The sequence below is a fragment of the Erythrobacter litoralis genome, assembly GCF_001719165.1.
GTDB lineage: Bacteria > Pseudomonadota > Alphaproteobacteria > Sphingomonadales > Sphingomonadaceae > Erythrobacter > Erythrobacter litoralis.
Map to the genome: position 1 here is coordinate 1,373,488 of NZ_CP017057.1, position 23,356 is coordinate 1,396,843.

Sequence of the window (23,356 nt, forward strand, 5' to 3'; positions counted from 1 at the left end):
CGGCACTCGCAAGGACATCGGGCGAGGCCAATTCGAGGACTATAAGAGCATGGCTAAGCCGGAATGGGGTACCAAGCGTACCTGCCCCAAATGCGGGGAACGCTTCTATGACCTGGGTAAGGAAGACCCTGTGACCTGCATCGAATGCGGCGAGCAGTGGACGCCGGAGCCGGTTCTGAAGTCGAAGCAGCCGATCCCCTTCGAGGAAACCGAGAAGAAAGAAAAGGATACCGAATCCGATTCCGATCTGTCCGGCGATGACGATCTCGAGGACATCGACATCGACGACGATGACGATTCGCCCGACAACGATGTCGATCTCGGCGGCGACGACGATCTCGGCGTGTCCAAGGGCAAGGGCGACGACGAGGAAGAGGACAGCTGATCGGGCCGCCCATCCGCATCGCGCGGGGGCGGGATCGGCGGGCGGCGGGCTTGATCGGAGCCGCCGCCTCCCCAAATACCTCTTGCAAATGGGAAAGCGCGCTTATAATGGCCGCTTCCCGCGGGCGGGCCCTATTCGGGCATGTTCGCAATCTGACTGGCTCGGGGCCTTAGCTCAGCTGGGAGAGCGCAACACTGGCAGTGTTGAGGTCAGCGGTTCGATCCCGCTAGGCTCCACCAGTCAAAGACATTCGTGGTGACAGCCGCATGGGAAATGCGGCAGTGATCCGCACGCTGGCCGACGAGGTTTCGTCCGCCGGCGTTTTCGCGTTTACCGGGCCTTCTGGATGGTCCGCGAGGAGTGACGAGGCGATGTTCGACAATCTGTCCGACCGGCTTGGCGGCGTCTTCGATCGTCTCAAGGGCCGCGGCGCGCTCAAGGAGCAGGACGTGCGCGATGCCATGCGCGAAGTGCGCGTGGCCCTGCTCGAAGCCGACGTCGCACTTCCCGTCGCCCGCCGCTTCATCGATTCGGTCACCGAAAAGGCCGTTGGCCAGGACGTTCTCAAATCGGTCACGCCGGGCCAGCAGGTCGTCAAGATCGTCCACGACGAACTCGTCGAGATGCTCGGCGGGGCCGATGTCGAGGGACTGAACCTCGAGGCGAAGCCGCCGGTCGTCATCATGATGGTCGGGCTTCAGGGTTCGGGCAAGACGACCACCACCGCCAAGCTCGCCAAGCTGATCCGCGAACGCCATGGCAAGAAGGCACTGATGGCCTCGCTCGACGTCAACCGTCCGGCGGCGCAGGAACAGCTTGCGGTGCTGGGCGAGCAGGTGAGCGTCGCGACGCTGCCGATCGTCGCGGGGCAGCAGCCGGTGGACATCGCCCGGCGCGCGATGGAATCGGCGCGGCTCCAGAATGTCGACGTGCTCCTGCTCGACACCGCGGGGCGCCTGCATGTCGATGAAGCGCTGATGGCCGAAATGAAGGCCGTATCCACCGTCTCCGCACCCAATGAAGTGCTCCTCGTCGTCGACAGCCTCACCGGCCAGGACGCGGTCAATGTTGCGCAGAGTTTCAGCGGAGAGGTCCCGCTCACCGGCGTGGTCCTCACCCGGATGGACGGCGATGCGCGCGGCGGCGCGGCGCTCTCGATGCGCGCGGTCACGGGTAAGCCGATCAAGTTCGCTGGGACCGGCGAAAAGCTCGACGCGATCGAGACCTTCCGCCCGCAGGGCGTTGCCGACCGCATCCTCGGCATGGGCGATGTCGTCAGCCTCGTCGAAAAGGCGGCGGCGACGATCAAGGAGGAAGAGGCCGAACAGCTCCAGCGCAATTTCGAAAAGGGCAAGTTCGATCTCAACGACCTGCGCATGCAACTGCGCCAGATGCAGAACATGGGCGGGCTCGGCATGCTCGCCGGGATGCTCCCGGGCATGAAGAAGGCGAAGGCCGCGATGGCCGCCTCGAACATGGACGACAAGGTGCTGGTTCACATGGACGCGATCATCGGTTCGATGACGCCCAAGGAACGCGCCAATCCCGCGCTGATGAACGCCAAGCGCAAGAAGCGCGTCGCGGCCGGCAGCGGGACGGACGTGCAAACCGTCAACAAGCTGCTCAAGATGCACCAGGAAATGGGCCGGGCGATGAAGCAGATCAAGAAGATGGGCGGATTGAAGGGCCTCGCCGCGATGTTCGGCGGCGGCGGAGGACCGGGCGGTCCCGGCGGTATGCCCGGGCTTGGCGGGCCGGGCGGTATCGGCGGGCAGGGCGGCCTCCCCGGCCTTGGCGGGCCAAAGAAGAAATAGTTTCAGTTCACGATTACAAACACTTCCATTCGAAAGGTAAGATAAAATGGCAATTGCAATGAGGCTCTCGCGCGGCGGCGCCAAGAAGCGTCCCTATTATCGCATCGTCGTCGCCGACAACCGCGCCCCGCGCGACGGCAAGTATCTCGAGCAGATCGGGACCTACAATCCGCTGCTGGCCAAGGACGATCCCGCCCGCATCAAGCTCGACGAGGACCGCGCGCGTCACTGGCTTTCGGTCGGCGCGCAGCCGTCGGACCGCGTCGCCCGCTTCCTCGATGCCGCCGGCATCATGGAGCGCAAGGCCCGCAACAACCCGCAGAAGGCCGAGCCGGGCGAGAAGGCCAAGGAGCGCGCCGAGGAGAAGGCCGAGAAGGCCCGCGAGGCCGAGGAAGCCGCCAAAGCCGCCGAAGCCGAAGCGAGCGAGGCCCCGGCCGAAGAGACGCCGGCTGAAGAGGCTCCGGCTGAAGAAGCTACGGCCGAAGAAGCTGCCGCCGAAGAGGCTCCGGCCGAAGAGGCGGGTGAGGAAAAGGCCGAGGGCTGATCCCCTCGATCCGCTCGCGCCGGGCCGGATGACGGCCCGGCGGGGGTGGGGAGCGCGCTGTGGCGACAGACCGGATAGAACTCGCCGCGATCACCGGCGCGCATGGCGTTGCCGGAGAAGTCCGGCTCAAGCTGCTGGGCGAGGGCATGGAGGCCCTCGCCGCGCATCACACCTTCAACGGGGGGGCGCTGACCCTTGCCAAGCTGCGCTCCGACAATAAGGGCGGCGCGATCGCGCGTTTTGCCGAGATCGCCACTCGCACCGAGGCTGAGAGGCTGCGCGGCACCGCGCTCACCGTCCCGCGGGCCGCGCTCCCCCCTCTCGGGGAAGGCGAATATTACCATGCGGACCTGATCGGCCTCGCGGTCGAGACCGATGCGGGCGAGAACGTGGGCGAGGTTATCGCGGTCGCCAACTTCGGCGCCACCGATATCGTCGAGATCCGCCGCGACCCGGCTCCTGACAAGGGGCCGGCGACCTTCATGGTGCCGATGACGGAGCAGGCGGTGCTGCGCTGGGACGAGACACGGATGGTGATTGCCGCCGCCTTTGCCGAATGATTTCGGGAACCCGGGGCCGCGCGCATGCGCTGGTGAGGCATGAGACCCAACCCCGCCGCCCTTGCCAGCGCGCTTTTCGCGATCGGCGTGACCGGCTGCGACACCGCCCCGAGCGAGCAATCCGTCGAACCTTCGCCCAGCCCTGTTGAGGCAGAGATGATCACCGTCGAAGAGCGGATCATGGAAGGGACCGAATGCCCGGTCCTCGTGACCCCTGACGGCGCGCGCTATGCCCTTGCGCTGGGCGAAGCCGACTTCGGCCCCGGCGATTATGTTCGCTTCACCGGCCCGCGTGCCCAAGCGAGTGTCTGCATGGAAGGCGAGGCGACCCTAACGCCCGACTATATAGAAAGCATCGATCCTCCCGCGCGCGACCGCGACCCGGCCCGTGCGGGAGGCATCGCGCTCGACGTCGCCTATGTCACCGGGGCCTGGGCCGCCAAGGGGGTCGATGCGACCTGCGACCGGCCCGATTTCGAGATCAGCGAAAGCCCCGGCGCGATCGTGATCGAGACGCGGGTGAACGGGACGCCCGAGACCGCGCGCGTCGTTCTGGGCGACTATCCGCGCATCGACTGGGACGACCCGCTTCCCGACACCCCGATCGAGGCGCGCGGCCCCGACGGGCTCGCCGTGCTGCGCCCCGCGACCGACGCGGCCTATGATTCGATGGAGATTGCCGGGCACAGGATCGCGGGCGATGGGGCGGTCTTCGTGAAATGCGCAGGCTGATGCGTCAAGAAGGACGCGATTCTCGCAAATTCAAAGATTTAACCTTTGTTACACCGCGTAATCCTGCTTCGCGAGAGACCAGTCTCGGCCAAGATGCTTGCGGCGCGTCATAAGGTGATTGCGTCAGACGCAATTATCTTGCGTTTTTCCCGAAAGGCTCCGCTTCGGTTGAGATAAGTGCGGCACCGTGTTCTAATTCGCGCACTCGACAATTCGGGATCATCGCTTCGCGAGGGCAGCCTCCGCCGGAGCGTGTTCCCACGCGCCTGCAACGCTTTGTCAGAACGGGGAATGGACTGTGGAGAAGACCACGATGAGCACCTTCGCGCCCGAACGCCAGCAGGATTACGGGGAGGATCCTCATGCAGTGCGCGAATCCGATGTCTATGTGAACGAATATGTCCGCGGCTTCGTCGAGAAGTGGGACGAGCTGATCGACTGGGAAGCCCGCGCCGAGAGCGAAGGCAAGTTCTTCATCGACCTTCTGCGCGCGCGCGGCAAGAAATCGGTGCTCGATGTCGCGACGGGCACGGGGTTCCATTCGGTCCAGTTGCTCAAGGCCGGGTTCGACGTGTTTTCCGCCGACGGTTCGGCCGAGATGCTCGCCATGGCGTTCCAGAACGCGGCCGACCACGATTTCGTGCTCAAGACCGTCCATGCCGACTGGCGCTGGCTGAACAAGGACGTGCACGGCAAGTTCGACGCGATCATCTGCCTCGGCAACTCCTTCACCCACCTGCACGACGAGAAGGACCGCCGCCGCACGCTTGCCGAGTTCTACGCCGCATTGAAGCATGACGGGGTGCTGATCCTCGATCAGCGCAATTACGATGAGATCCTCGACAACGGCTTCAGCTCGAAGCACAAATATTACTATTGCGGCGACCAGGTCACGGCCGAGCCTGAATATGTGGACGACAGCCTCGCGCGGTTCAAATATTCCTTCCCAGACGGTTCAGACTATCATCTCAACATGTTCCCGCTGCGCAAGGAATATGTCCGCGGGCTGCTGAGGGATGTCGGCTTCCAGCGCATCCACACCTATGGCGACTTCCAGGATGACCACGAGGATGCGTGTCCCGACTTCTTCATCCATGTCGCCGAGAAGGAATATCTTGCAGATGACGAGTGACGCGATGACGGGCGAAGCGGGCGTCGCGGTCGCGCGCGACTATTACGACAGCAGCGATGCGATCGAGTTCTACTCCACCATCTGGGGCGGCGAGGACATTCATGTCGGCATCTATGACGACACGCGCGACATCCGCGAGGCGAGCGCGACCACGGTCGATACCATGGCGCGATTGCTTTCCAGTGTGACAGGGGCCAGTGAGAGAGTGGCCAGTGATAGAGGGGCCAGTGAGACAGGGAGCAACCTGTCGCAGGCCCATGTGCTCGACATCGGTTCGGGCTATGGTGGCGGGGCGCGGCGGCTCGTCTCGAAACACGGCGCAGGTCATGTCACATGCCTCAACATCGCGGAGGAGGAGAACGCCCGCAACCGCAAGCTCACCGGCGAGGCGGGGCTGCTCGACCGGATCGATGTCGTCGACGGCTCGTTCGACGCGCTGCCTTTCGATGACGGGGCTTTCGACGTTGTGTGGAGCCAGGACGCGATCCTGCACGCACCCGACCGCGGCGCGGTTCTGGACGAAGTCGCGCGGGTGCTGAAGCCCGGGGGGCGCTTCATCTTCACCGACCCGATGCAGGCCGACGGGCTTTCCGACCCCAGCGCACTCCAACCGATCTATGACCGCATCCATCTCCAGAACCTCGCCAGCTTCGGCTTCTACCGCGAAGGATTGAAGGCGCGCGGGTTTCAGGAGGTCGAAGTGCAGGATCGCTCGCGCCAGTTGCGCAACCACTATGCCCGCGTCGCCGAGGAACTCGACTCGCGCCGGGGCGAACTTTCGGCGAGCGACGAATTCGTCGACCGGATGATCGCCGGGCTCGGCCATTGGGTGCGCGGAGCGGACGAGGGCCGGCTGACGTGGGGGATCATGCTCTTCCGTAGGATCTGACGGGCTGGCGACACCGTTCGTCCGAGGCTAAGGAACGGGCGGGGCAGCGCTTGGGCGCGCCCCGCCCGTTTCGTGTTCCGAGGAGGAAAGCCGCCATGTTCGAAGCGCCCGAATGGCTGTGGTGGGTGATGCTGGTCTCGCCGCTGATCCTGACGCCGATCGTCGCCAATATCGCGCTTGCCCGCGCCAAGGAGCGGCCCGGGTTCGGCGCGATGATGGGCATCGGCGCTTTGGGTGCGGTTCCGCTCGCTTTGTTCATGGCCGCGACCCGAGAGGGCGGGCTGGGGGGCGGGTTCGTCTTTGCGCTTATCGTGCTTGCGGTCTGGGGCAGCACGGTCGGCGCGGCGCTGGCGAGCTATGTCGACTGGCTGCGGCGCGAGGATGCCAAGCGGCGGCCGCCGCAGGATCTGACCGAAGCCGAATGAGTTTCGCCGCCACTATCCTGACGCTCTACCCCGAGATGTTTCCGGGGCCGCTCGGCACGAGCATGGCGGGCCGCGCGCTCGAGCGGGGGGACTGGACCTGCGAGGCGGTGCAGATCCGCGATTTCGCAACCGACAGGCACCGCACGGTCGATGATACGCCCGCAGGCGGCGGGGCGGGAATGGTGCTCAAGTGCGACGTGATCGCGCGCGCGGTCGATCATGCCACCGCGCTGCAACCCCAAGCCCCGATCCTCGCCATGACCCCGCGTGGCAGACCGATCACGCAGGCGCGCATTCGGGAACTCGTCGAAGGGCCGGGCGTCACGATCCTGTGCGGCCGGTTCGAAGGCTTCGACGAGCGCCTGTTCGAGGCCCGCCCGCAAATCGAGGAAGTGAGCCTTGCCGACATCGTGCTTTCGGGCGGAGAACCCGCCGCGCTCGCCATACTCGACGCTTGCATTCGGCTGCTTCCCGGCGTAATGGGCGCGGCTTCTAGCGGCGAGGAGGAATCCTTCGAGGACGGCCTCATCGAATATCCGCATTACACCCGACCTGCGACATGGGAAGGGCGCACGATCCCCGAAGTGCTGCGATCGGGGGATCATGCGAAAATCGCCGCCTGGCGCAAGTCCATGGCGCGCGAGACGACACGGTTACGCAGGCCCGATCTATGGGAGCGTCATGGGGACGCTCCGGACCGGTCTGCCTCTGGCGCGCAGCGTGAAAAGAAGGAATGGGACCAGTGAACCTGATCCAGCAAATCGAAGCCGAGGAAATCGGCAAGGTCGAACGAGAAATTCCCAGCTTCCGGGCCGGCGACACCGTGCGTGTCGGCGTCAAGGTCAAGGAAGGCAACCGCGAGCGTGTGCAGAACTTCGAAGGCGTGGTGATCGCGCGTTCGAACCGCGGCATGGGCTCGAACTTCACGGTGCGCAAGATCAGCTTCGGCGAGGGCGTCGAGCGCGTCTTCCCGCTCTACTCGCCGATCATCGACGACATCACCGTGGTCCGCCGCGGCGTCGTGCGCCGGGCCAAGCTGTATTATCTGCGCGGCCGCACCGGCAAGCGCGCGCGCATCGCCGAACGCCGCGAGAACGCGCCCAAGGCGTAAGCCTCGCGCTCCAAGCGAATTCAAAAAGGGCGGCTCCGCGAGGGGCCGCCCTTTTTCGTGCGCGAGCCTTTGCAATTCGCGCGCGCTTTCGTCATGTCGGCTGCCAGCAATGACGAAACGAAGGGGCCGTCCTTGAAATGCGCTTGTCGATACTTGCAGCCGCAGGTGCTGCGATCCTTTCTTCCCAGCCCGCTCTTGCCGACGACACCATGATGGCAGAGCCCGAACTCACCTTCGAGCGGGTCTTCGCCTCGCCCTCCCTGAATGGCCCCACGCCGCGCCAGGCGAAGCTGTCGCCTGACGGCAAGTACCTCACGCTGCTCAGGAATCGCGAGGACGACCTCGAACGGTACGACCTGTGGGGCTACGACACCGCGACGCGCGAATGGCGCATGCTGGTCGACAGCGAGGCGATCGGCACGGGCCGCGAACTGTCCGAGGACGAGAAGATGCAGCGCGAACGCGCGCGGGTCGGGAACCTCAAGGGCATCATCTCCTATCAATGGGCAAGCGACGGGTCGGGCGTGCTCGTGCCGCTGGACGGCGACCTCTATTTCGCCAATCTCGACGGCAGCGTGACGCGGCTGACCGACACCGAGGGCAGCGAACTCAATCCCAAGCTTTCGAGCAAGGGCGGGTACGTCTCCTTCGTGCGCGACCGCCAGCTGTGGGTCGGCCCGTTCGGAGAGGAAGCGCGCCCGATCACGCCAAGGGAAGCGGACACGATCCGCTGGGGCGAAGCGGAATTCGTCGCGCAGGAGGAAATGGGCCGCCTCACCGGTTACTGGTGGTCGCCCAACGACCTCAGGATTGCCGTCCAGCGCACCGACGAAAGCCCGGTCGGCATCGTCACCCGCGCCGCGATCGGGGCGACGGGTACGAAAGTGTTCGATCAGCGATATCCGGTGGCGGGCTCGGACAATGCGATCGTCCAGCTTTACGTGATGGACCCCGACGGCGGCAACCGGGTCAAGGTCGATCTGGGAGAGGAAACCGACATCTATCTCGCCCGCGTCGATTGGGGACCGGACGATTATCTGTATGTGCAGCGCCAGGACCGCGCGCAGACAAGGCTCGACATGCTGCGCGTCGATCCCGAGACGGGCGCAAGCGAGATCTGGTTCACGGAGAAATCCGCCCGGCCCGATTACTGGATCAACCTGTCGGACAATTACCGCTTTCTGAAAGACGGCAGCCTGCTGTGGTGGTCGGAGCGGTCGGGCTTTGGCCAGTTCTATCGCTTCGATGGCAGCGAATGGACCCAGCTGACCCAAGGCAATGCGCCCGCGACCAGCCTCGACGGTGTCAACGAGGAGGAGAACGCGCTGTTCTACACCCGGGTCGACGACGTGCTGACGACGCAGGTCTACCGCGCCGCACTCGATATGGCGGTGGAGCCCCAGCGTCTGACCGATCCCGACTACACCAACAGCGCCAGCATGGACGCAAAGGGCCGCGCATTGCTCGTGACGAGGTCGAAACCCGACCAGCCGCCGCAGAGCTATCTCGCAGGGCGCGAAGGGCAGCGGATCACCTGGATAGAAGAAAACGCGCTCGACGCCGATCACCCCTACACGCCGTTTCTATTGAGCCATGTCATGCCCGAATACGGCACGATTCCGGCCGAGGACGGGACGGAACTTCACTACATGATGCTCAGGCCCGAGATGGAGCCGGGGAAGCGATATCCCGTGTTCTACTACCACTATTCCGGCCCGGGCCCGCAGCTGGTGAACAAGGGCTGGACCGGCGCGCTCGCGCAGGCGGTGGTCGATCGCGGCTATATCTGGTTCGCGCTCGACAATCGCGGGTCGGCCAATCGGGGCGTCGATTTCGAGCAGCCCATCTACCGTGCGATGGGCGGCGTCGAAGTGCGTGACCAGAAGGCCGGGGCCGAATGGCTGAAAAGTCGGTCCTTCGTAAATCCCGACAAGATAGCGATCTATGGCTGGTCCTATGGCGGCTACATGACGATCAAGCAGCTCCAGGCCGATCCGGGCCTCTACGCCGCGGGCATTTCGGGCGCGCCGGTGACCAAGTGGGAGCTTTACGACACCCATTACACCGAGCGCTACATGGGCGATCCGAACGAGGTTCCCGAAGCCTATGCAACGGCGAGCGCGATCGCGAATGCGGGGACGATCAGCGACCCGCTGCTCATCGTCCACGGAATGGCGGACGACAACGTCGTATTCGAGAATTCCTCGGAGATCATCGCCGCGCTGCAGGAAGGCAACGTCCCGTTCGAAATGATGCTCTATCCCGGCTACACGCACCGCGTATCGGGCGAGAACATCTCGCCCCATCTGTGGAACACGATCTTCCGCTTCCTCGAAAGCCACGATGTGACGCCGCCGGAATGATGCGCGAAGGTGCCTGCTGCCCCATTATCCGGGCGGAATGACCTGAGGCGCGCAAGACATGGTTGTCGCAGCGGCGCGAGTCGCTATCTCGCTCACGGCAACACAAAAGGAGAATGCGAATTGGGCTATCGGGTGGCCATCGTCGGGGCGACCGGCAATGTCGGGCGTGAAATGATGCAGATCCTCGCCGAACGCGAGTTTCCGGTGGACGAGGTCGCTGCGGTAGCCTCCGGTCGCTCCACCGGGACCGAGGTCGAATATGGCGACACCGGCAAGATGCTGAAATGCCGGAACATCGAGCATTTCGATTTCGCGGGCTGGGACATCGCGCTGTTCGCGGCCGGAAGCGGCCCGGCCAAGGAATACGCGCCCAAGGCCGCGGCGGCGGGATGCGTCGTGATCGACAATTCCTCGCTCTACCGCATGGATCCCGACGTGCCGCTGATCGTGCCCGAGGTGAACCCGGACGCGATCGACGGCTATACCAAGCGCAACATCATCGCCAATCCCAACTGCTCGACCGCGCAGCTCGTGGTCGCGCTGAAGCCGCTCCATGATTTCGCGACGATCAAGCGGGTGGTGGTCTCGACCTACCAGTCGGTCTCCGGCGCGGGCAAGGCGGGGATGGACGAGCTGTTCGAACAGTCGCGCGCGATCTTCGTCGGCGATCCCGTGGCCCCGGCCAAGTTCACCAAGCAGATCGCCTTCAACGTCATTCCCCATATCGACGTCTTCCTCGAGGACGGCTCGACCAAGGAGGAATGGAAGATGGTGGTCGAGACGAAGAAGATCCTCGATCCCAAGATCAAGCTGAACGCGACCTGCGTGCGCGTGCCGGTCTTTGTCGGCCATTCCGAGGCGATCAACATCGAATTCGAGAACGAGATCTCCGCGGAACAGGCCCAGGAAATCCTGCGCGAGGCCCCCGGCATCATGCTCGTCGACAAGCGCGAGGACGAGGGATACGTCACCCCCGTCGAATGTGCGGGCGACAGCGCGACCTACATCTCGCGCGTGCGGGAGGACCCGACGGTCGATAACGGGCTGACCCTGTGGTGCGTTTCCGACAACCTGCGCAAGGGCGCGGCATTGAACGCGGTGCAGATCGCCGAACTGCTCGGGCGGCGGCATCTCCAGAAAGGGTGAGCGCGATGCGGCCTGCCATTCTTGCCGGGGCCATGCTGGCGCTTGCCGCCTGCGGAAGCGAACCCGAGGAAGCGTCGCTCGAGGAGACGCCGGCCCGGCAGGCGATCGAGGCCAATGCCGTGCGCCTTTCTGGCGAGGGCCTGGCGGTCGGGGGCGAGGCGTTCTTCTTCAATGCCGGACGAAACGAGGTCGAGACCGCGCTTGCGAAAGTGCTGGGTGAGCCGAGCCGGAGCGACACCAACACCGAATGCGGTGCAGGCCCGATCGATTTCACCGATTTCGACGGCGGGCTGACGCTGCATTTCCAGGAGGCTGCGCTCGTCGGGTGGAACTGGCACCTGCCCTATGAGGGCGATGCTCCCACGGCCGAGAATGTCGCGCTTGCGGGCGGAGAAACCCTCGGCGCCTCGCGCGCCTCGGTCGAGGGGCGCGAGGGTTTCGTGCTTGTCGAAGGCAGCACTCTGGGCGAGGAATTCGTGCTCGCCAGCGGTGTGGGCGGCTTCATCGAGGAAGGCGAGGTCGCGATGCTGCACGCCGGAACCCAATGCTTCTTGCGATGAGGCGGGACAGGCGATGACACTGGCTTGCGACCTCTATTTCAGTTTCCGTTCGCCCTATTCCTATCTTGCGATCGGCCGCTACCGCGCGATGATGCAGGAATACGATCTCGACATTACGCTGCGTCCGGTCTGGCCGCTTGCCGTGCGCCAGCCGGATTTCTTCGAGCGCAATCACCCCAACTGGCTCGGTTACACGATGCGCGACATGATGCGGGTGGCGCAGTTTCACGACATTCCCTTCGGTCCGCCCATGCCCGATCCGATCGTGCAGGACGTCAACACCCGCCAGATCAGCGCCGACCAGCCTCATATCAGGCGGATCACCCGGCTCGGTCAGGCTGCGGCGCGGCGGGGCAGGGGGATCGCCTTCGCGCACGAGGCGGGCAAGCTCATCTGGGGCGGGGCCACGGGCTGGAACGAGGGCGAGCATCTGAAAGGCGCGGCCGAGAGGGCCGGGCTCGATTTCGCGCAGATGGAGGCCGAGGCCGTGGACGATGCCGAAGCGCTCGATGTCGAAATCGCCGCCAATCAGGCTGCGCTCGAAGCCGCTGGCCATTGGGGCGTGCCGACCCTCGTCTTCGAGGGCGAACCGTTCTTCGGGCAGGACAGGATCGAGATTGTGAAATGGCGGATGAAGCAGAAGGGCCTCGCGCCGAGGGCTGCGGAGCAGTGAACGTCAGCCTCTTTGCGATCGGCCATGTGCGCGGCGGGCGCGATAGGGTCGAGGACGATCAATGGGGCCATGTCGAGGCGGTCATCGAACTCGACCCCGCCCGTTTCGGGCCAGAGGCGCTGGAGGGGCTCGACGAATTCAGCCATGTCGAGGTGATCTTCCTCTTCGACCGGGTCGACGAAAACGCGGTTCACACCGGCGCGCGTCACCCGCGCGGGATGAGCGACTGGCCGTGCGTCGGTATTTTCGCCCAGCGCGGAAAGGACCGTCCCAACCGGCTTGGCCTGACCACCTGCGAGGTCATCGGGATCAAGGGCCTGTCCGTTTCCGTGCGCGGGCTCGATGCGGTGAACGGCACGCCCGTTCTCGACCTCAAGCCGGTGATGAGCGGCTTCCGCCCGCGCGGAGAGCTGCGTGAGCCGCAATGGGCGCGCGATATCATGAAGGATTACTGGTGAGCGATCACACGACCACCCATTTCGCCTCGTTCGACGGCACGAAGCTCGCGCTTCACCGGCAGGGCGAGGGGCGGCCCGTCCTGCTGCTCCACGGCCTGTTCTCGAGCGCGCAGATGAACTGGCTCAAATGGGGCCATGCCGCACGGATCGCCGGTGCTGGTTTCGAGGCGATCATGCTCGATTTCAGGGTCCATGGCGAAAGCGAAAGCCCACGCGAGCCGGAACGTTATCCAAAGGACGTGCTGGTGCGCGACGTCGCGGCCCTGGCGGAACATCTCGGGCTGGAGGAGGGCGACTTCGACCTCGTCGGCTTTTCCCTCGGCGCCCGCACCGCGCTTCATGTCGCCGCACGCGGGGTTCTGTCGCCCCGGCGCATGGTCGTGTGCGGGATGGGCGTCACCGGGCTGACCGGGTGGCAGCAGCGCGCGGCGTTCTTCAAGCGGGTGATCGACGAGTTCGACACGATCGAGCGCGGCGATCCCGCCTGGCAATCGCGGCAATTCCTCAAATCGCAGGGCGTCGATCGGGTCGCGGCGCGGCTGCTGCTCGATGCGATGGGCGATCTCGAACTCGAGGCGCTCGAGAACGTCGCCTGCCCCGCACTCGTGGTGTGCGGCGTCGATGACCGCGACAACGGTTCGGCGAGCCACCTTGCGCAATTGCTGCCCGATGCGCGCTACGAGGAAGTGCCCGGCGCACATCTCGACAGCGCGACCCGGCCCGAACTGGGCGAGGCAATCGTGGATTTCCTGAAGGACTGACGTCGAAGGGAAATTAGTGGGCCCCCGCCGCAGACGGATCGGCGGGGGCCCGGGCTCTCCGGCCTCACGGGGGCTATGGCCGGTGAGCGTACCGATCGTCGCAAGGATCGGTATCAGTTTTCGTTGTCCAGTGGAAGCAACATTATCTCATGTCATTCAAGGAATCCAGCAAAATGCGATGCGACCTGCTTAGCAATAGAGACAGGGCGTTCGCGAACTGCGCTTTGACGCGGCTCCGTCACCCGTTATGCTCATCTCCATGAGATCGAGGGACATGCCGGGGCTGCTCGCACTGACGGGGGCAATGCTGCTAGCAGCCGGATGCGCAGCCGCACCAAAGCCGGACGGGGCGGCGGGCGCGGGCAGTGTCTCCGCCCCGGCGACGCTGTTCGTCGCGGGCAAGCGCGGCAACACCCTGTCGAAAATCGCTCTTGAAAGCGGCGAGGAAGTCCTGCGCAAGGACAGCTGCACCAATCCGCACGAACTCGCGACTTCGCCCGATGGCATGTTCGTGGCGCTCGCCTGTTATGGCGGGACGACCGTGGACCTGTTCTCGGCAGCCACGCTCGAACGGGTCGCCAGCATCGATCTCGGCGAAAATGCCCGCCCGCACGGGATCGTGTGGCACGAAAGCGGCGACATCTTCGCCACCGCCGAGGGACGAGGCTCCCTTTTCCGCATCGCGGGCCCGCTGACGGACGAACGGGCCCTGTTCGAATTCGCCACCGGCAAGGAAGGCAACCACATGCTCGCCGTCAGCGCTGATGCGAAGACGGCATGGACCACCGATCTCGGCTCGCGCACGGTGACGCGGATCGACCTCGTCACCCGCCGCGCGCCTTTTTCGGTGACGGTGGGGGAGGAGCCCGAAGGTATCGCGCTCACCCCTGACGGAGGCGCACTGTGGGTCTCAGCGCGCGGATCGAACCAGGCCTTCGCGCTCGATCCCGTAACAATGAAAGTGCGCGAGACGGTCGCGACCGGGCGCTTCCCGCTGCGGATCGCGATCCGGCCCCAGGGCGATGTCGCGGTCACGTCGGACCTGATGGACGGCTCGCTCTCGGTCATCGACCTCGACGGGGCCGAGGTGATCCGTACGATCCGCGTCTCCGGTCCCGAGGCGGCGCAGGACCGGTTCCAGGTGACGATCCTGTGGTCGGACGACGGCCGGCGCATCTATGTCGCGGAGACCGCGAGCGACACCATCGCCGAGGTCGATTACGCCAGTGGCACCGTCCTGCGCCGCCTTGCGGCAGGTGAGGGCGGGGACGGGCTGGCCATCCTGCCGTGAACCCCTTTCCCGATCCCCCCCGCATCCTGCCCGTCGTCGGCTGGCGCGAAATGGTCGATCTGCCCGAGCTCGGCCTTGCGCGGATACCGGCCAAGATCGACACAGGCGCGCGCACATCTTCGCTTCACGGGCAGGTGATCGACGAATTCGCGCGCAACGGCGAGAAATACGTGCGTTTCGCGGTCGACTGGGACGGCGAGCGGCACGAATGCGAGGCGGTTCATGTCGATATTCGCGGTGTCACCAGTTCGAATGGCGAAACCCAGCGCCGCTATGTCATCAAGACCCCGCTGACGATCGGCGAGGTTCGCTTCCGCGCCGAGATCAGCCTGGCCGACCGGTCGGACATGAAATTCCCGATGCTGGTCGGCCGCTCGTCGCTGCGTCGCCGCTTTGTCGTCGATAGCGGATATTCATGGCTGCAATCTCGCGGCATGGAGGCGGTGAAGGGACATCGGCCCTGACCCGCCGGCCCGATTCGCCCCCGTTTCACTCAGACCAAGGTTTGCCTTCATGAAAATCGCGATGCTGGCCCGCAATCCGAACCTCTATTCGCATATCCGGCTGAAGGAAGCGGCGGAGCAGCGCGGGCACGAGCTCGACATTCTCAACACGACCCGCTGCACGGTCCATATCGCGAGCCATCGGCCGGAGGTCTATTACAACGGCGAGCCGATGATCGGTTATGACGCGGTGATCCCGCGTATCGGGGCCTCGATCACCAATTACGGCCTCGCGATCCTCAGGCAGTTCGAGATGCGCGGCTGCTGGCCGCTGAATGAAAGCGTCGCGATCGGGCGCAGCCGCGACAAGCTGCGCAGCTTGCAGATCCTCGCCAAGCACGGGTTAGGACTGCCGCTCACTGCCTATGCCAATGATCCCAAGCAGGCCGAAGAGATCATCAAGGCGGTCAAGGGCCCTCCGGTCGTCATCAAGCTGCTCGAGGGAACGCAGGGTATCGGCGTCGTGCTCGCCGAGACGATGTCGAGCGCGAAGTCGGTGATCGAGGCGTTCCGCGGCGCGAACGTCAACATCCTCGTGCAGGAATTCATCAAGGAAGCGGGCGGGACCGACATCCGTGCGCTTGTCGTCGGGGGCAAGGTGGTGGCCGCGATGAAGCGCACCGGGGCGGCGGACGATTTCCGCTCCAACCTCCATCGCGGCGGCAGTGCGCAGGTCATCAAGATCACGCCAGAGGAACGCTCCACCGCCGTGCGCGCGGCCAAGCGGATGGGGCTGAACGTGTGTGGGGTCGACATGCTGCGGTCCAATCACGGCCCCGTCATCATGGAAGTCAATTCATCACCCGGCCTCGAAGGCATCGAAAGCGCGACGGGGAAGGACGTTGCAGGCCAGATCATCGCCTTCATTGAGGCGAACGCGAAGGTAGGCAGGACCAAGACGCGCGGTCAGGGGTAAGGGGCCGGGGCGCCTTCTCCGCCCGAGCCCTGGCCGGTCTATCCAACGGTCATCCAGCGCCGGGCGGTCCAGACCGGACCCGACAGCTCGCGTCTTGAAATGAGCATGAATGGCGCTCGCGAGCGGCTTCATGCCGGTTTCCTTCGAGCGCTGATGCGCAAGCGGAACGCTTGGATCATGCCGCTCGCAATTGCCCCACGAACCGCGTGGTCGAGCTTTCGAGCCCCTCGACATGCTTGAGCAGGGCGGCGGCGGCGCGGTCGATTTCGGCGGCGAGTTCGCGCGTCGTTTCGGCGGTCCCTTCGAGCGAGCGGCTGCGCTGTGCCATCGTGCCGATATCCTCGGCGGCGCTGCGGGCGTAGTTCTCGATCGTGTCGGCCGATTTGCGCTGGCCTTCCACGTCCCAACGGATCGCGTGCGCGGCCTGATCGAGTTCGGCGATGACCTCGGCGATATTGTCGAAACTGGTCTGCGCATCCATCGTGCCAGAGCGGATGCCGGACAGAAAGGCGTCGATCTCGGTCGCAGCGTTGCCGGCCTGCCGGGCGAGCGACTTCACCTCCTGGGCGACGATTGTGAAACCCTTGCCCTGCGCACCTGCGGAGGCGGCCTCGATCGCGGCATTGAGAGCGAGCAGATTGGTGCGCTCTTCGATGCGGGCGATGGCGCGGGTCGCCTCGCCGATCGTGTCGGAATGCTGGGCAAGCGAGCCCACCGCCTCACCGCCCGAGGAGGAACGCTCGGTCGCGCGGGCGGTGAGTTCCTTCTGCTGGCTGACATTGCCTGCAATGCTGGCGATCGCGCCCGAAAGGTCCGCGATCCCGCGCGCGACGGTACCTGCCGCCTTGTTCGCCTTTTCGGCCGCCCCTGCGACTTCGCCCGCGCGCACGCCCGCCTCCCGCGCCACCGCGTCGAGCGCCTTGGTCGTGCGTTCGAGCAATTGCGCAGTCGCCACCAGCGAGTTCGTAAGTCCGCCGATCGTGTTTTCGAAATCGCGCGCGATGCCGGCAAGGGTGCTGCGGCGTTCCTTTTTGGCGGCGCGTGCAGCTTCTTCGCGTGCCTCGCGCTAGTGCGCGATGAGCTTGCGCGCTTCCCTGAGCGCAGCGCCCTTTTCGCTGAGTTGTTCGGCCAGTTCGACGCCATTCGCGCGCGTCTCTCCCAATACGGTGAGCGAACGGCGCAGCACGTCCGCTATGAGCGCCAGCCTTACCGACGCGGCGGCGAGAGCGATCACGTGGATGGAGATGTCGCCCATGTGGACCTCGCGGCCATAGGTCCATTCGGGCGCGAGCAGGCCGAGCGCAACGTGGTGGAACGCTATAAGCGCCCCGGACAGCATGATGGGCCGGGAATCGCACGTCCAGACGAGCGCGGCGAGGGCGGGGAAGAAATAGAGATGCATCTCCATCTGAAGCCCGCCTGCATCCATCACGGCGATGAGGAGGGCCGGTTGGGCCGCGGGCACCACCGCGACGGCAAGCCGGGCGGCGCCGTCCGTGCGGCCCGTGCGCTGGTGAAGCGTAGGCAGGGCGTTGGCGAGCGCGCTCAGGAGGGCGGCAATGATCGCCTCGCGGCCAAGCGGAAAGGCCAGCACGGCAAGCATGGCGGTGACCGTCCAGCCCGCGATGACGATAGAGACGAGACCGCGCTGCCTGACGCGCCCCACTTCGCTGTCCATCCTGTCCGCCTCCCACCCTTTGGCTTGCCCATCTCGTGATGAGCGCCGGGCGGGCGGGCCCTGCAGGGGATCGAGTGGCCCGCCCGGATACCCCGGACAGGCCCATTGTGACGCAATCGGGTTAGCGCGCCCGAGCCGCGGTCCTGCGTATGTTTGCGGTGTGGGGCGGCCTGCGGGCTCGCCACACCGCAGCCGGCGTCACCGGAAAGGCGGTTCGTTGAATGCGCGCAGTTTCCTGCTGTGCAGCCGGTCGCCTTCGTCGCGCAGGCGCTTGCACGTCTCAAGCCCGATCTGGAGATGCGCCGCGATCGCTTCCTCGTAGAACTTGTTGGCCTGCCCCGGCAGCTTGATCTCTCCGTGGAGCGGCTTGTCCGAGACGCACAGCAGCGTGCCGTAGGGCACGCGGAAGCGATAGCCCTGCGTCGCGATGGTCGCGCTTTCCATCTCGATCGCGATCGCGCGGCTCTGTGAGAAGCGGAAGGCCGAAGAGGAATAACGCAGTTCCCAGTTGCGATCGTCGGTGGTGACGACCGTGCCGGTGCGCATGCGCTGTTTGAGGTTCGCGCCCTGGACGCCCGACACTTCCTCCGCCGCGCCGGCAAGCGCCTGCTGCACTTCGGCGATGGGCGGGATGGGAATCTCGGGCGGCAGCACGTCGTCGAGCACGTGATCGTCGCGCAAATAGGCATGGGCGAGAACGAAGTCGCCGATCTTCTGGCTCGAACGAAGCCCGCCGCAATGGCCGATCATGAGCCAGGCATGGGGGCGCAACACGGCAAGGTGATCGCAGATCGTCTTGGCGTTGGACGGACCCACGCCGATATTGACGAGCGTGATGCCGCGCCCGTCCTCGCGGATGAGGTGATAGGCGGGCATCTGGTGGCGACGCCAGGCGGTGTCGCTGAGCTGCTCCTGCGCGTTCTCGGCCGCATCGGTAATGTGCAAGCCGCCCGCGCCGGTCAGGTCCGTGTAGCCGCCCTTGCCGATCTGTTTCGCGCCCCAGTTCACGAATTCATCGACATAGCGGTGATAGTTCGTGAAGAGGATGAAATCCTGGAAATCCTCGACCCGCGTGCCGGTGTAATGGGCGAGCCGGGCAAGCGAATAGTCGGTGCGCAGAGCGTCGAACAGCGAGAGCGGCATGTCGCGCTCCTCGTCGAACTCGATCCCGTCGGCGAGCTCGTCGCCGATGAGGGCAAGGTCGGTCGACGGGAAATATTGCGCGATTTCCTGCGGCGCGATGCCGACCATCGCCGCACCCGCCTCGCCGTCGAGGACATAGGGGAAGGGGATTTCCTGGCGCGACCGGCCGACGGTGACATTGATCTCGTATTCGGCCGCGATCAGGTCGAGCTGTTCCTTGAGGTAGGGCGCGAACAGGTCGGGCCGGGTGATCGTCGTGGTATAGGTCCCCGCCATTTCGAGCCGCCCGAAAGCGCGGGTGCGGTCGTCGGCGTCGGCTCCGCTCGAATCCCGGCCCGAATAGCGCAGGGTGAGTTCGGGATAGGCATAGCTTCCGTCCTGCCGCTTGCGTGCCGGCGGGATCGTACCGTCGCGGCCGAAGGCGATCACGTCCTCGCGCAGGGTCTTCACCGCGTCGGAATAATGCTGCTGCAATTGTTCGAGGATGCTGGAGATCGGGGTCATGGGCGCAAAGCCTAACGCTGGAATGTGAAGGATCGAAGGGGAGGGGGCCCGTTTACAAGAAGGGCGCGAAAGCCGATCGACCTCCGCGCCCGTCCCGTGTTCGTCGTAAGGCGAGGAGGCTTACAGCTCTTCCTCGTCGTCGCGGTCCGGATCGGTCGCTTCGATCTTGGCCTCGGTCTCGCTCATGCCCTCGGGCGTGTCGACGCCGTCCTCGAGCAGTTCGGCCGGGATCTCGCCGGGTTCGAGGTTCGGGTCGACGCGATTCGCCTCGGCCTGTTCCTCGATTTCGCGCTGCTCTTCCTCGAACAGCTGGGCGAGCACATCGACGCCCTGCGACTGCAGTTCCGCCTCGTCGTCCGAGCGCGCCACGTTCGCCTTGACGGTGACGTGGACCTCGGGGTGGAGGGCGACAGTCACCTCGTGCATGCCGATCGTCTTGATCGGCGCGCCCATGATGACCTGCTTCTTGTCGATCCCGTGGCCCTGCGCTTCGAGTCCGGCGACCATGTCGCGGACATTGACCGAGCCATAGAGCTGGCCGGCATTGGACGCGGCGCGGATCAGAACGACCTCTGCACCGGCGACCTTTTCGCCCTGCTTTTCGGCGGCTTCGCGGCGCTCGGCGTTTTCCTTCTCGAGACGTTCCCGGTTCGCTTCGAAGACCTTCTTGTTAGCGTCGTTCGCGCGCAGCGCCTTCTTCTGCGGAAGCAGGAAGTTGCGGGCATAGCCGTCCTTCACGGTGACGATGTCGCCGATCGAACCGAGCTTCTCGATGCGTTCGAGGAGAATGATATCCATGATTGCCTCTCCTCTTACTTCACGATGTAGGGCAGCAGGCCGATGTGACGCGCGCGCTTGATGGCCTTGGCGAGTTCACGCTGCTTCTTGGCCGAAACGGCGGTGATGCGCGAAGGCACGATCTTGCCTCGCTCGGACATGAAGCCCTGCAGCAGGCGCACGTCCTTGTAATCGATCTTGGGAGCGTCGTTGCCGGAAAACGGGCAGGACTTGCGGCGGCGGAAAAACGGGCGTGCCATCAGTCACGATCCTCCCTGTCGGAACGGCGCTTACGGTCACGCTCGTTCTTGCGCATCATCACGCTGGGGCCTTCCTCGTGCTCGTCGACGCGGATGGTCATGTAGCGGATGACGTCTTCGTTGATGCGGGTCTGGCGCTCGAGCTCCTCGACGACCGTGCCCGGCCCGTCGATGTTGAGCATGACGAAATGCGCCTTGCGATTACGGTCGATCTTGTAGGCGAGCGACTTAAGACCCCAGGTCTCGGTCTTGGTGACCTTGCCGTTGTTCGCTTCGACGATTTCGGTCGCCGTGGCCGCCAGCGCGTCGACCTGGGCCTGCGAGAGGTCCTGACGCGCGAGGAACACATGCTCGTAGAGAGCCATGCCTTTTCCTTTCACTTTCCTGCCGATCGCTGGCTTGTCCGTCCGGATGACGGGGCCCCTCCGGCTTTCTTCGTTCCGCTCCAGTTGAAGCGAAGCGCGCCACATACCGATTTCGTCGGGGAATGCAAGCGCGGATGGCCGCTTGTCTCGCGCGCGCGGTTTCTTCATGACGCCGGTGATGACCCGCTCGCGTTTAACCCCCGCCGCCTGCCTCGCGTGCCTTGCCGCGGGCTGTTCGGCCGGTGACGTGATCGACACGGGCCGCACGCGGGCGACGATGTATTTCGCCGAGGCCGAAGTCGAACGCTGCGTCGAAATGGCGCGCGATCCAGGCGATGCGATCGCCAACGAACCGGTCGAGATCGGCTCGTTCACCTACGCGCACTATCCCGAAAGCGGCCTTGTCTGCCGATCCGACGACCTAGGCCGACCGGTTGCAGCGTTCCTGCCTGAATCGAACCGCACCGCAAGCCATCGCTGGGTCACGGAAACGGGCTTCGGCATCCTCGGCGAACGGCACACTTTCGGACCCTTCCCCGGCGAACGCCCGCAATCGTAAGCCCCAGTTGTAAGGAAGTCTGATGCCCACAGGTCTTGTCGCGCTCCTCGACGATGTTTCGGTGATCGCCCGCGCCGCCGCCGCCTCGGTCGATGACATCTCGGTCGCGGCGGGCAAGGCAGGGTCCAAGACCGCGGGCGTTGTGATCGACGATGCCGCCGTCACGCCGAGTTATGTCACCGGCCTGTCGCCATCGCGCGAATTGCCGATCATCTGGTCGATCACCAAGGGGAGCCTGTTCAACAAGCTCGTCCTGCTGCTGCCCGGCGCGATCCTGCTGTCCGAATTCCTGCCGGGCGCGATCATCTGGATATTGATGCTGGGCGGAGCCTTCCTGTCCTATGAGGGCGCCGAAAAGGTGATGGAGAAACTGGGCGGAGCCAAGCATGGCAAGACGGTCGAGGACGAGATTCGAGACCCCGCCGAATTCGAGAAGAAGCGCGTCGCCGGCGCGATCCGCACCGACCTCATCCTCTCGGCCGAGATCATGGCGATCACGCTGAACGAGCTCGACCTGCCGAGCTGGTGGGAGCGTGCGCTCGCGCTCGCGCTGGTCGGCGTCGCGGTGACGGTCGCGGTCTATGGCGCGGTCGCGGTGATCGTGAAGCTGGACGATATCGGCCTGCACCTCACCAAGCGGGACAACCCGGCATCGCAGCGCTTCGGCCGGTTCCTTGTCGATTCCGTGCCGAAGCTGCTTACGCTGCTTTCTGTGGTCGGTACGGTGGCGATGCTGTGGGTCGGAGGCGGCATCATCGTCCACGGGACACACGAAGTCGGTTTCGACGTGCTCTACGACTTCGCGCACGGGGTCGAATATGCGGTCAAGGGCGCGACCGGCGCGCTTTCGGGCGTTCTCGGCTGGGCGAGCTATGCCGCGGTCTCGGCGCTGATCGGGCTGGTGCTGGGCGCGGTCATCGCCTTCGTCCTGCACAAAGTGCTGGGTGTGGGCGCGGAGGAAGCGCACTAGGACAAATCCCATGACCGAGCCGATCCTCTGGACCTGCGCCCGTTCGCGCGGGCTTCGCGCCACCTGGGCCGCCGAGGAGGCGGGAGTGGACATCGACCTTCGCATCCTGCCGTTCCCGCCGCGCTACAGGGCGCCCGAGTTCCTCGAGGAGAACCCGCTCGGCACGGTGCCGCTGCTGATCGACGGCCCAGGGGATAAAGGTGCGCGCATGACCGAAAGCTGCGCCATCGCGCATTACCTTGCGACGCGCGAGGGCTACACCGACCTCGCGATTGCGCCGGGCGAGCGGGACTACGCCGAATACTGCGATTACACCTACCACGCCGATGCGACGATCACCTTCCCGCAGACGGTCTTCATGCGCTTTGCCATCTTCGAGAAGGACAAGGGGCTGGAGGAAGCGGGCCACGCCTATGCCAAGTGGTTCCACAAGCGGCTCGTCAAGGTCGAGCAGCGGCTGGAGGGGCGCGAATACCTGTGCGCCGACCGTTTCACCGTGGCCGATATCTGCGTCGGCTATGCGCTGATCCTCGCGCAGAGCGTCGGTCTCGACGAGGGTGTGCCGGACAGCCTCAAGGCCTACCGCGAACGCCTGACCGCGCGCCCTGCCTACAGGCGTGCTTTCGAGCGCGAGGAAGAGCAGCGCAAGGCGCTGGAGGCGAATGGCTAGGGCGACGGCTCCGTTCGTCAAGTGAGGCGTGGCCCGGTTAAGGCCGGAAGTGGGCTCTCATCCGTCCGCTCCGTCCGGCTCAGTGACCATCCGGACCGCGTGTCAAAGCGAATGACCTTGTCCTTAAGTGAGCCGCAAACGCTCGTCGCGACCTATGGCCACGCGTA

Annotated in this window: 28 protein-coding genes and 1 tRNA gene; 23 read left to right on the top strand and 6 right to left on the bottom strand. The window is 65.0% G+C overall.

Going from position 1 to position 23,356, the window contains the following annotated elements; genetic code table 11:
• Nucleotides 1-49 precede the first annotated feature (49 nt).
• The 20 genes from Ga0102493_RS06520 to rimK all read left to right on the top strand — a co-directional run bounded on the left by Ga0102493_RS06520 (nt 50) and on the right by rimK (nt 16,263).
• Nucleotides 50-385, top strand: coding sequence for a TIGR02300 family protein (locus Ga0102493_RS06520; RefSeq protein ID WP_034904859.1), 336 nt, complete (start codon nt 50-52; stop codon nt 383-385).
• Between the two features lie 163 nt (nt 386-548).
• Nucleotides 549-624: transfer RNA gene (locus Ga0102493_RS06525), tRNA-Ala, on the top strand.
• Nucleotides 625-756: 132 nt separating this feature from the next.
• Nucleotides 757-2,199: a signal recognition particle protein gene (gene ffh / locus Ga0102493_RS06530; protein WP_034905186.1), complete on the top strand. Its 1,443-nt coding sequence runs from the start codon at nt 757-759 to the stop codon at nt 2,197-2,199.
• A gap of 46 nt (nt 2,200-2,245) precedes the next feature.
• A complete protein-coding gene (gene rpsP / locus Ga0102493_RS06535) occupies nt 2,246-2,743 on the top strand; it encodes a 30S ribosomal protein S16 (protein WP_034904858.1) in 498 nt (165 codons plus the stop codon).
• Nucleotides 2,744-2,802: 59 nt separating this feature from the next.
• Nucleotides 2,803-3,303, top strand: coding sequence for a ribosome maturation factor RimM (gene rimM, locus Ga0102493_RS06540; protein ID WP_034904857.1), 501 nt, complete (start codon nt 2,803-2,805; stop codon nt 3,301-3,303).
• Between the two features lie 39 nt (nt 3,304-3,342).
• Nucleotides 3,343-4,035, top strand: a complete 693-nt coding sequence (locus Ga0102493_RS06545; RefSeq protein ID WP_034904854.1) for a DUF5818 domain-containing protein — start codon at nt 3,343-3,345, stop codon at nt 4,033-4,035.
• Nucleotides 4,036-4,348: 313 nt separating this feature from the next.
• Entirely contained in the window at nt 4,349-5,167 is an 819-nt protein-coding gene (locus tag Ga0102493_RS16235; RefSeq protein ID WP_034905183.1) for a glycine/sarcosine N-methyltransferase, read from the top strand.
• Nucleotides 5,157-6,056, top strand: coding sequence for a methyltransferase domain-containing protein (locus Ga0102493_RS16240; RefSeq protein ID WP_236922313.1), 900 nt, complete (start codon nt 5,157-5,159; stop codon nt 6,054-6,056). Before Ga0102493_RS16235 ends, Ga0102493_RS16240 begins: the two co-directional genes overlap by 11 nt.
• Before the next feature lie 95 nt (nt 6,057-6,151).
• On the top strand, nt 6,152-6,481 hold the full coding sequence (locus Ga0102493_RS06560; protein ID WP_034904852.1) for a hypothetical protein: 330 nt from the start codon (nt 6,152-6,154) through the stop codon (nt 6,479-6,481).
• Nucleotides 6,478-7,227 carry a tRNA (guanosine(37)-N1)-methyltransferase TrmD gene (gene trmD, locus Ga0102493_RS06565; protein ID WP_034904850.1) on the top strand — a complete coding sequence of 250 codons (750 nt, stop codon included), beginning with the start codon at nt 6,478-6,480 and terminating at the stop codon, nt 7,225-7,227. The genes Ga0102493_RS06560 and trmD overlap by 4 nt, the downstream gene beginning before the upstream one ends.
• Nucleotides 7,224-7,592, top strand: a complete 369-nt coding sequence (gene rplS, locus Ga0102493_RS06570; RefSeq protein ID WP_034904849.1) for a 50S ribosomal protein L19 — start codon at nt 7,224-7,226, stop codon at nt 7,590-7,592. Before trmD ends, rplS begins: the two co-directional genes overlap by 4 nt.
• 137 nt (nt 7,593-7,729) lie before the next feature.
• Entirely contained in the window at nt 7,730-9,955 is a 2,226-nt protein-coding gene (locus Ga0102493_RS06575; RefSeq protein ID WP_034904848.1) for a S9 family peptidase, read from the top strand.
• Nucleotides 9,956-10,075: 120 nt separating this feature from the next.
• Nucleotides 10,076-11,101 (top strand): aspartate-semialdehyde dehydrogenase, encoded by a 1,026-nt coding sequence (locus Ga0102493_RS06580; RefSeq protein WP_034904847.1) that lies wholly within the window; start codon nt 10,076-10,078, stop codon nt 11,099-11,101.
• Between the two features lie 5 nt (nt 11,102-11,106).
• Nucleotides 11,107-11,661 (top strand): hypothetical protein, encoded by a 555-nt coding sequence (locus tag Ga0102493_RS06585; RefSeq protein WP_034905178.1) that lies wholly within the window; start codon nt 11,107-11,109, stop codon nt 11,659-11,661.
• A 13-nt stretch (nt 11,662-11,674) separates the two neighbouring features.
• Nucleotides 11,675-12,334 carry a 2-hydroxychromene-2-carboxylate isomerase gene (locus Ga0102493_RS06590; RefSeq protein ID WP_034904846.1) on the top strand — a complete coding sequence of 220 codons (660 nt, stop codon included), beginning with the start codon at nt 11,675-11,677 and terminating at the stop codon, nt 12,332-12,334.
• The gene (locus Ga0102493_RS06595) at nt 12,331-12,792 is read left to right on the top strand and encodes an SAM-dependent methyltransferase (protein WP_034905176.1); all 462 of its coding nucleotides are present in this window, start codon (nt 12,331-12,333) and stop codon (nt 12,790-12,792) included. The genes Ga0102493_RS06590 and Ga0102493_RS06595 overlap by 4 nt, the downstream gene beginning before the upstream one ends.
• Nucleotides 12,789-13,553: an alpha/beta fold hydrolase gene (locus Ga0102493_RS06600; RefSeq protein WP_034904845.1), complete on the top strand. Its 765-nt coding sequence runs from the start codon at nt 12,789-12,791 to the stop codon at nt 13,551-13,553. Before Ga0102493_RS06595 ends, Ga0102493_RS06600 begins: the two co-directional genes overlap by 4 nt.
• A 259-nt stretch (nt 13,554-13,812) precedes the next feature.
• On the top strand, nt 13,813-14,844 hold the full coding sequence (locus Ga0102493_RS06605) for a YncE family protein (RefSeq protein ID WP_236922314.1): 1,032 nt from the start codon (nt 13,813-13,815) through the stop codon (nt 14,842-14,844).
• Nucleotides 14,841-15,308 carry an ATP-dependent zinc protease family protein gene (locus Ga0102493_RS06610; protein WP_257784823.1) on the top strand — a complete coding sequence of 156 codons (468 nt, stop codon included), beginning with the start codon at nt 14,841-14,843 and terminating at the stop codon, nt 15,306-15,308. The genes Ga0102493_RS06605 and Ga0102493_RS06610 overlap by 4 nt, the downstream gene beginning before the upstream one ends.
• Nucleotides 15,309-15,357: 49 nt before the next feature.
• The gene (rimK, locus tag Ga0102493_RS06615) at nt 15,358-16,263 is read left to right on the top strand and encodes a 30S ribosomal protein S6--L-glutamate ligase (RefSeq protein ID WP_034904844.1); all 906 of its coding nucleotides are present in this window, start codon (nt 15,358-15,360) and stop codon (nt 16,261-16,263) included.
• Nucleotides 16,264-16,438: 175 nt separating this feature from the next.
• Here the strand turns inward: rimK and Ga0102493_RS06620 are convergent, their stop codons facing one another.
• From Ga0102493_RS06620 to rpsF, 6 genes are all read right to left on the bottom strand, one after another.
• Nucleotides 16,439-17,218: a methyl-accepting chemotaxis protein gene (locus Ga0102493_RS06620; protein ID WP_051698158.1), complete on the bottom strand. Its 780-nt coding sequence runs from the start codon at nt 17,216-17,218 to the stop codon at nt 16,439-16,441.
• 111 nt (nt 17,219-17,329) lie between these two features.
• A complete protein-coding gene (locus Ga0102493_RS06625; RefSeq protein ID WP_034904842.1) occupies nt 17,330-17,941 on the bottom strand; it encodes a hypothetical protein in 612 nt (203 codons plus the stop codon).
• 198 nt (nt 17,942-18,139) lie between these two features.
• Complete coding sequence (locus Ga0102493_RS06630) at nt 18,140-19,588, bottom strand: AMP nucleosidase (RefSeq protein ID WP_034904839.1); 1,449 nt, start codon at nt 19,586-19,588, stop codon at nt 18,140-18,142.
• Between the two features lie 120 nt (nt 19,589-19,708).
• Entirely contained in the window at nt 19,709-20,386 is a 678-nt protein-coding gene (gene rplI, locus Ga0102493_RS06635; protein ID WP_034904837.1) for a 50S ribosomal protein L9, read from the bottom strand.
• Between the two features lie 14 nt (nt 20,387-20,400).
• On the bottom strand, nt 20,401-20,625 hold the full coding sequence (gene rpsR, locus Ga0102493_RS06640) for a 30S ribosomal protein S18 (protein WP_034904833.1): 225 nt from the start codon (nt 20,623-20,625) through the stop codon (nt 20,401-20,403).
• Nucleotides 20,625-20,990: a 30S ribosomal protein S6 gene (gene rpsF, locus Ga0102493_RS06645; protein WP_034905167.1), complete on the bottom strand. Its 366-nt coding sequence runs from the start codon at nt 20,988-20,990 to the stop codon at nt 20,625-20,627. Before rpsF ends, rpsR begins: the two co-directional genes overlap by 1 nt.
• A 178-nt stretch (nt 20,991-21,168) precedes the next feature.
• On the opposite strand from rpsF, the gene Ga0102493_RS06650 reads away from it, so the two are divergent.
• Genes Ga0102493_RS06650 through Ga0102493_RS06660 form a run of 3 tightly spaced genes read left to right on the top strand, consistent with a single transcriptional unit; the run spans nt 21,169 to nt 23,189 of the window.
• Complete coding sequence (locus Ga0102493_RS06650; RefSeq protein ID WP_150132438.1) at nt 21,169-21,549, top strand: hypothetical protein; 381 nt, start codon at nt 21,169-21,171, stop codon at nt 21,547-21,549.
• 22 nt (nt 21,550-21,571) lie between these two features.
• The gene (locus tag Ga0102493_RS06655) at nt 21,572-22,519 is read left to right on the top strand and encodes a DUF808 domain-containing protein (RefSeq protein ID WP_034904831.1); all 948 of its coding nucleotides are present in this window, start codon (nt 21,572-21,574) and stop codon (nt 22,517-22,519) included.
• A 10-nt stretch (nt 22,520-22,529) separates the two neighbouring features.
• The gene (locus Ga0102493_RS06660) at nt 22,530-23,189 is read left to right on the top strand and encodes a glutathione S-transferase family protein (protein WP_034904830.1); all 660 of its coding nucleotides are present in this window, start codon (nt 22,530-22,532) and stop codon (nt 23,187-23,189) included.
• Nucleotides 23,190-23,356: the final 167 nt, after the last annotated feature.

Excerpts from the sequence above, each read along its gene's own strand:
- Ga0102493_RS06520 (WP_034904859.1), top strand. The coding sequence starts at position 50 with ATGGCTAAGCCGGAATGGGGTACCAAGCGTACCTGCCCCAAATGCGGG.
- ffh (WP_034905186.1), top strand. The coding sequence starts at position 757 with ATGTTCGACAATCTGTCCGACCGGCTTGGCGGCGTCTTCGATCGTCTC.
- rpsP (WP_034904858.1), top strand. The coding sequence starts at position 2,246 with ATGGCAATTGCAATGAGGCTCTCGCGCGGCGGCGCCAAGAAGCGTCCC.
- Ga0102493_RS06545 (WP_034904854.1), top strand. The coding sequence starts at position 3,343 with ATGAGACCCAACCCCGCCGCCCTTGCCAGCGCGCTTTTCGCGATCGGC.
- Ga0102493_RS16235 (WP_034905183.1), top strand. The coding sequence starts at position 4,349 with ATGAGCACCTTCGCGCCCGAACGCCAGCAGGATTACGGGGAGGATCCT.
- Ga0102493_RS16240 (WP_236922313.1), top strand. The coding sequence starts at position 5,157 with ATGACGAGTGACGCGATGACGGGCGAAGCGGGCGTCGCGGTCGCGCGC.
- Ga0102493_RS06560 (WP_034904852.1), top strand. The coding sequence starts at position 6,152 with ATGTTCGAAGCGCCCGAATGGCTGTGGTGGGTGATGCTGGTCTCGCCG.
- trmD (WP_034904850.1), top strand. The coding sequence starts at position 6,478 with ATGAGTTTCGCCGCCACTATCCTGACGCTCTACCCCGAGATGTTTCCG.
- Ga0102493_RS06575 (WP_034904848.1), top strand. The coding sequence starts at position 7,730 with ATGCGCTTGTCGATACTTGCAGCCGCAGGTGCTGCGATCCTTTCTTCC.
- Ga0102493_RS06585 (WP_034905178.1), top strand. The coding sequence starts at position 11,107 with ATGCGGCCTGCCATTCTTGCCGGGGCCATGCTGGCGCTTGCCGCCTGC.
- Ga0102493_RS06590 (WP_034904846.1), top strand. The coding sequence starts at position 11,675 with ATGACACTGGCTTGCGACCTCTATTTCAGTTTCCGTTCGCCCTATTCC.
- Ga0102493_RS06605 (WP_236922314.1), top strand. The coding sequence starts at position 13,813 with ATGAGATCGAGGGACATGCCGGGGCTGCTCGCACTGACGGGGGCAATG.
- rimK (WP_034904844.1), top strand. The coding sequence starts at position 15,358 with ATGAAAATCGCGATGCTGGCCCGCAATCCGAACCTCTATTCGCATATC.
- Ga0102493_RS06625 (WP_034904842.1), bottom strand. The coding sequence starts at position 17,941 with ATGGACAGCGAAGTGGGGCGCGTCAGGCAGCGCGGTCTCGTCTCTATC.
- Ga0102493_RS06630 (WP_034904839.1), bottom strand. The coding sequence starts at position 19,588 with ATGACCCCGATCTCCAGCATCCTCGAACAATTGCAGCAGCATTATTCC.
- rplI (WP_034904837.1), bottom strand. The coding sequence starts at position 20,386 with ATGGATATCATTCTCCTCGAACGCATCGAGAAGCTCGGTTCGATCGGC.
- rpsR (WP_034904833.1), bottom strand. The coding sequence starts at position 20,625 with ATGGCACGCCCGTTTTTCCGCCGCCGCAAGTCCTGCCCGTTTTCCGGC.
- rpsF (WP_034905167.1), bottom strand. The coding sequence starts at position 20,990 with ATGGCTCTCTACGAGCATGTGTTCCTCGCGCGTCAGGACCTCTCGCAG.
- Ga0102493_RS06650 (WP_150132438.1), top strand. The coding sequence starts at position 21,169 with ATGACCCGCTCGCGTTTAACCCCCGCCGCCTGCCTCGCGTGCCTTGCC.
- Ga0102493_RS06655 (WP_034904831.1), top strand. The coding sequence starts at position 21,572 with ATGCCCACAGGTCTTGTCGCGCTCCTCGACGATGTTTCGGTGATCGCC.
- Ga0102493_RS06660 (WP_034904830.1), top strand. The coding sequence starts at position 22,530 with ATGACCGAGCCGATCCTCTGGACCTGCGCCCGTTCGCGCGGGCTTCGC.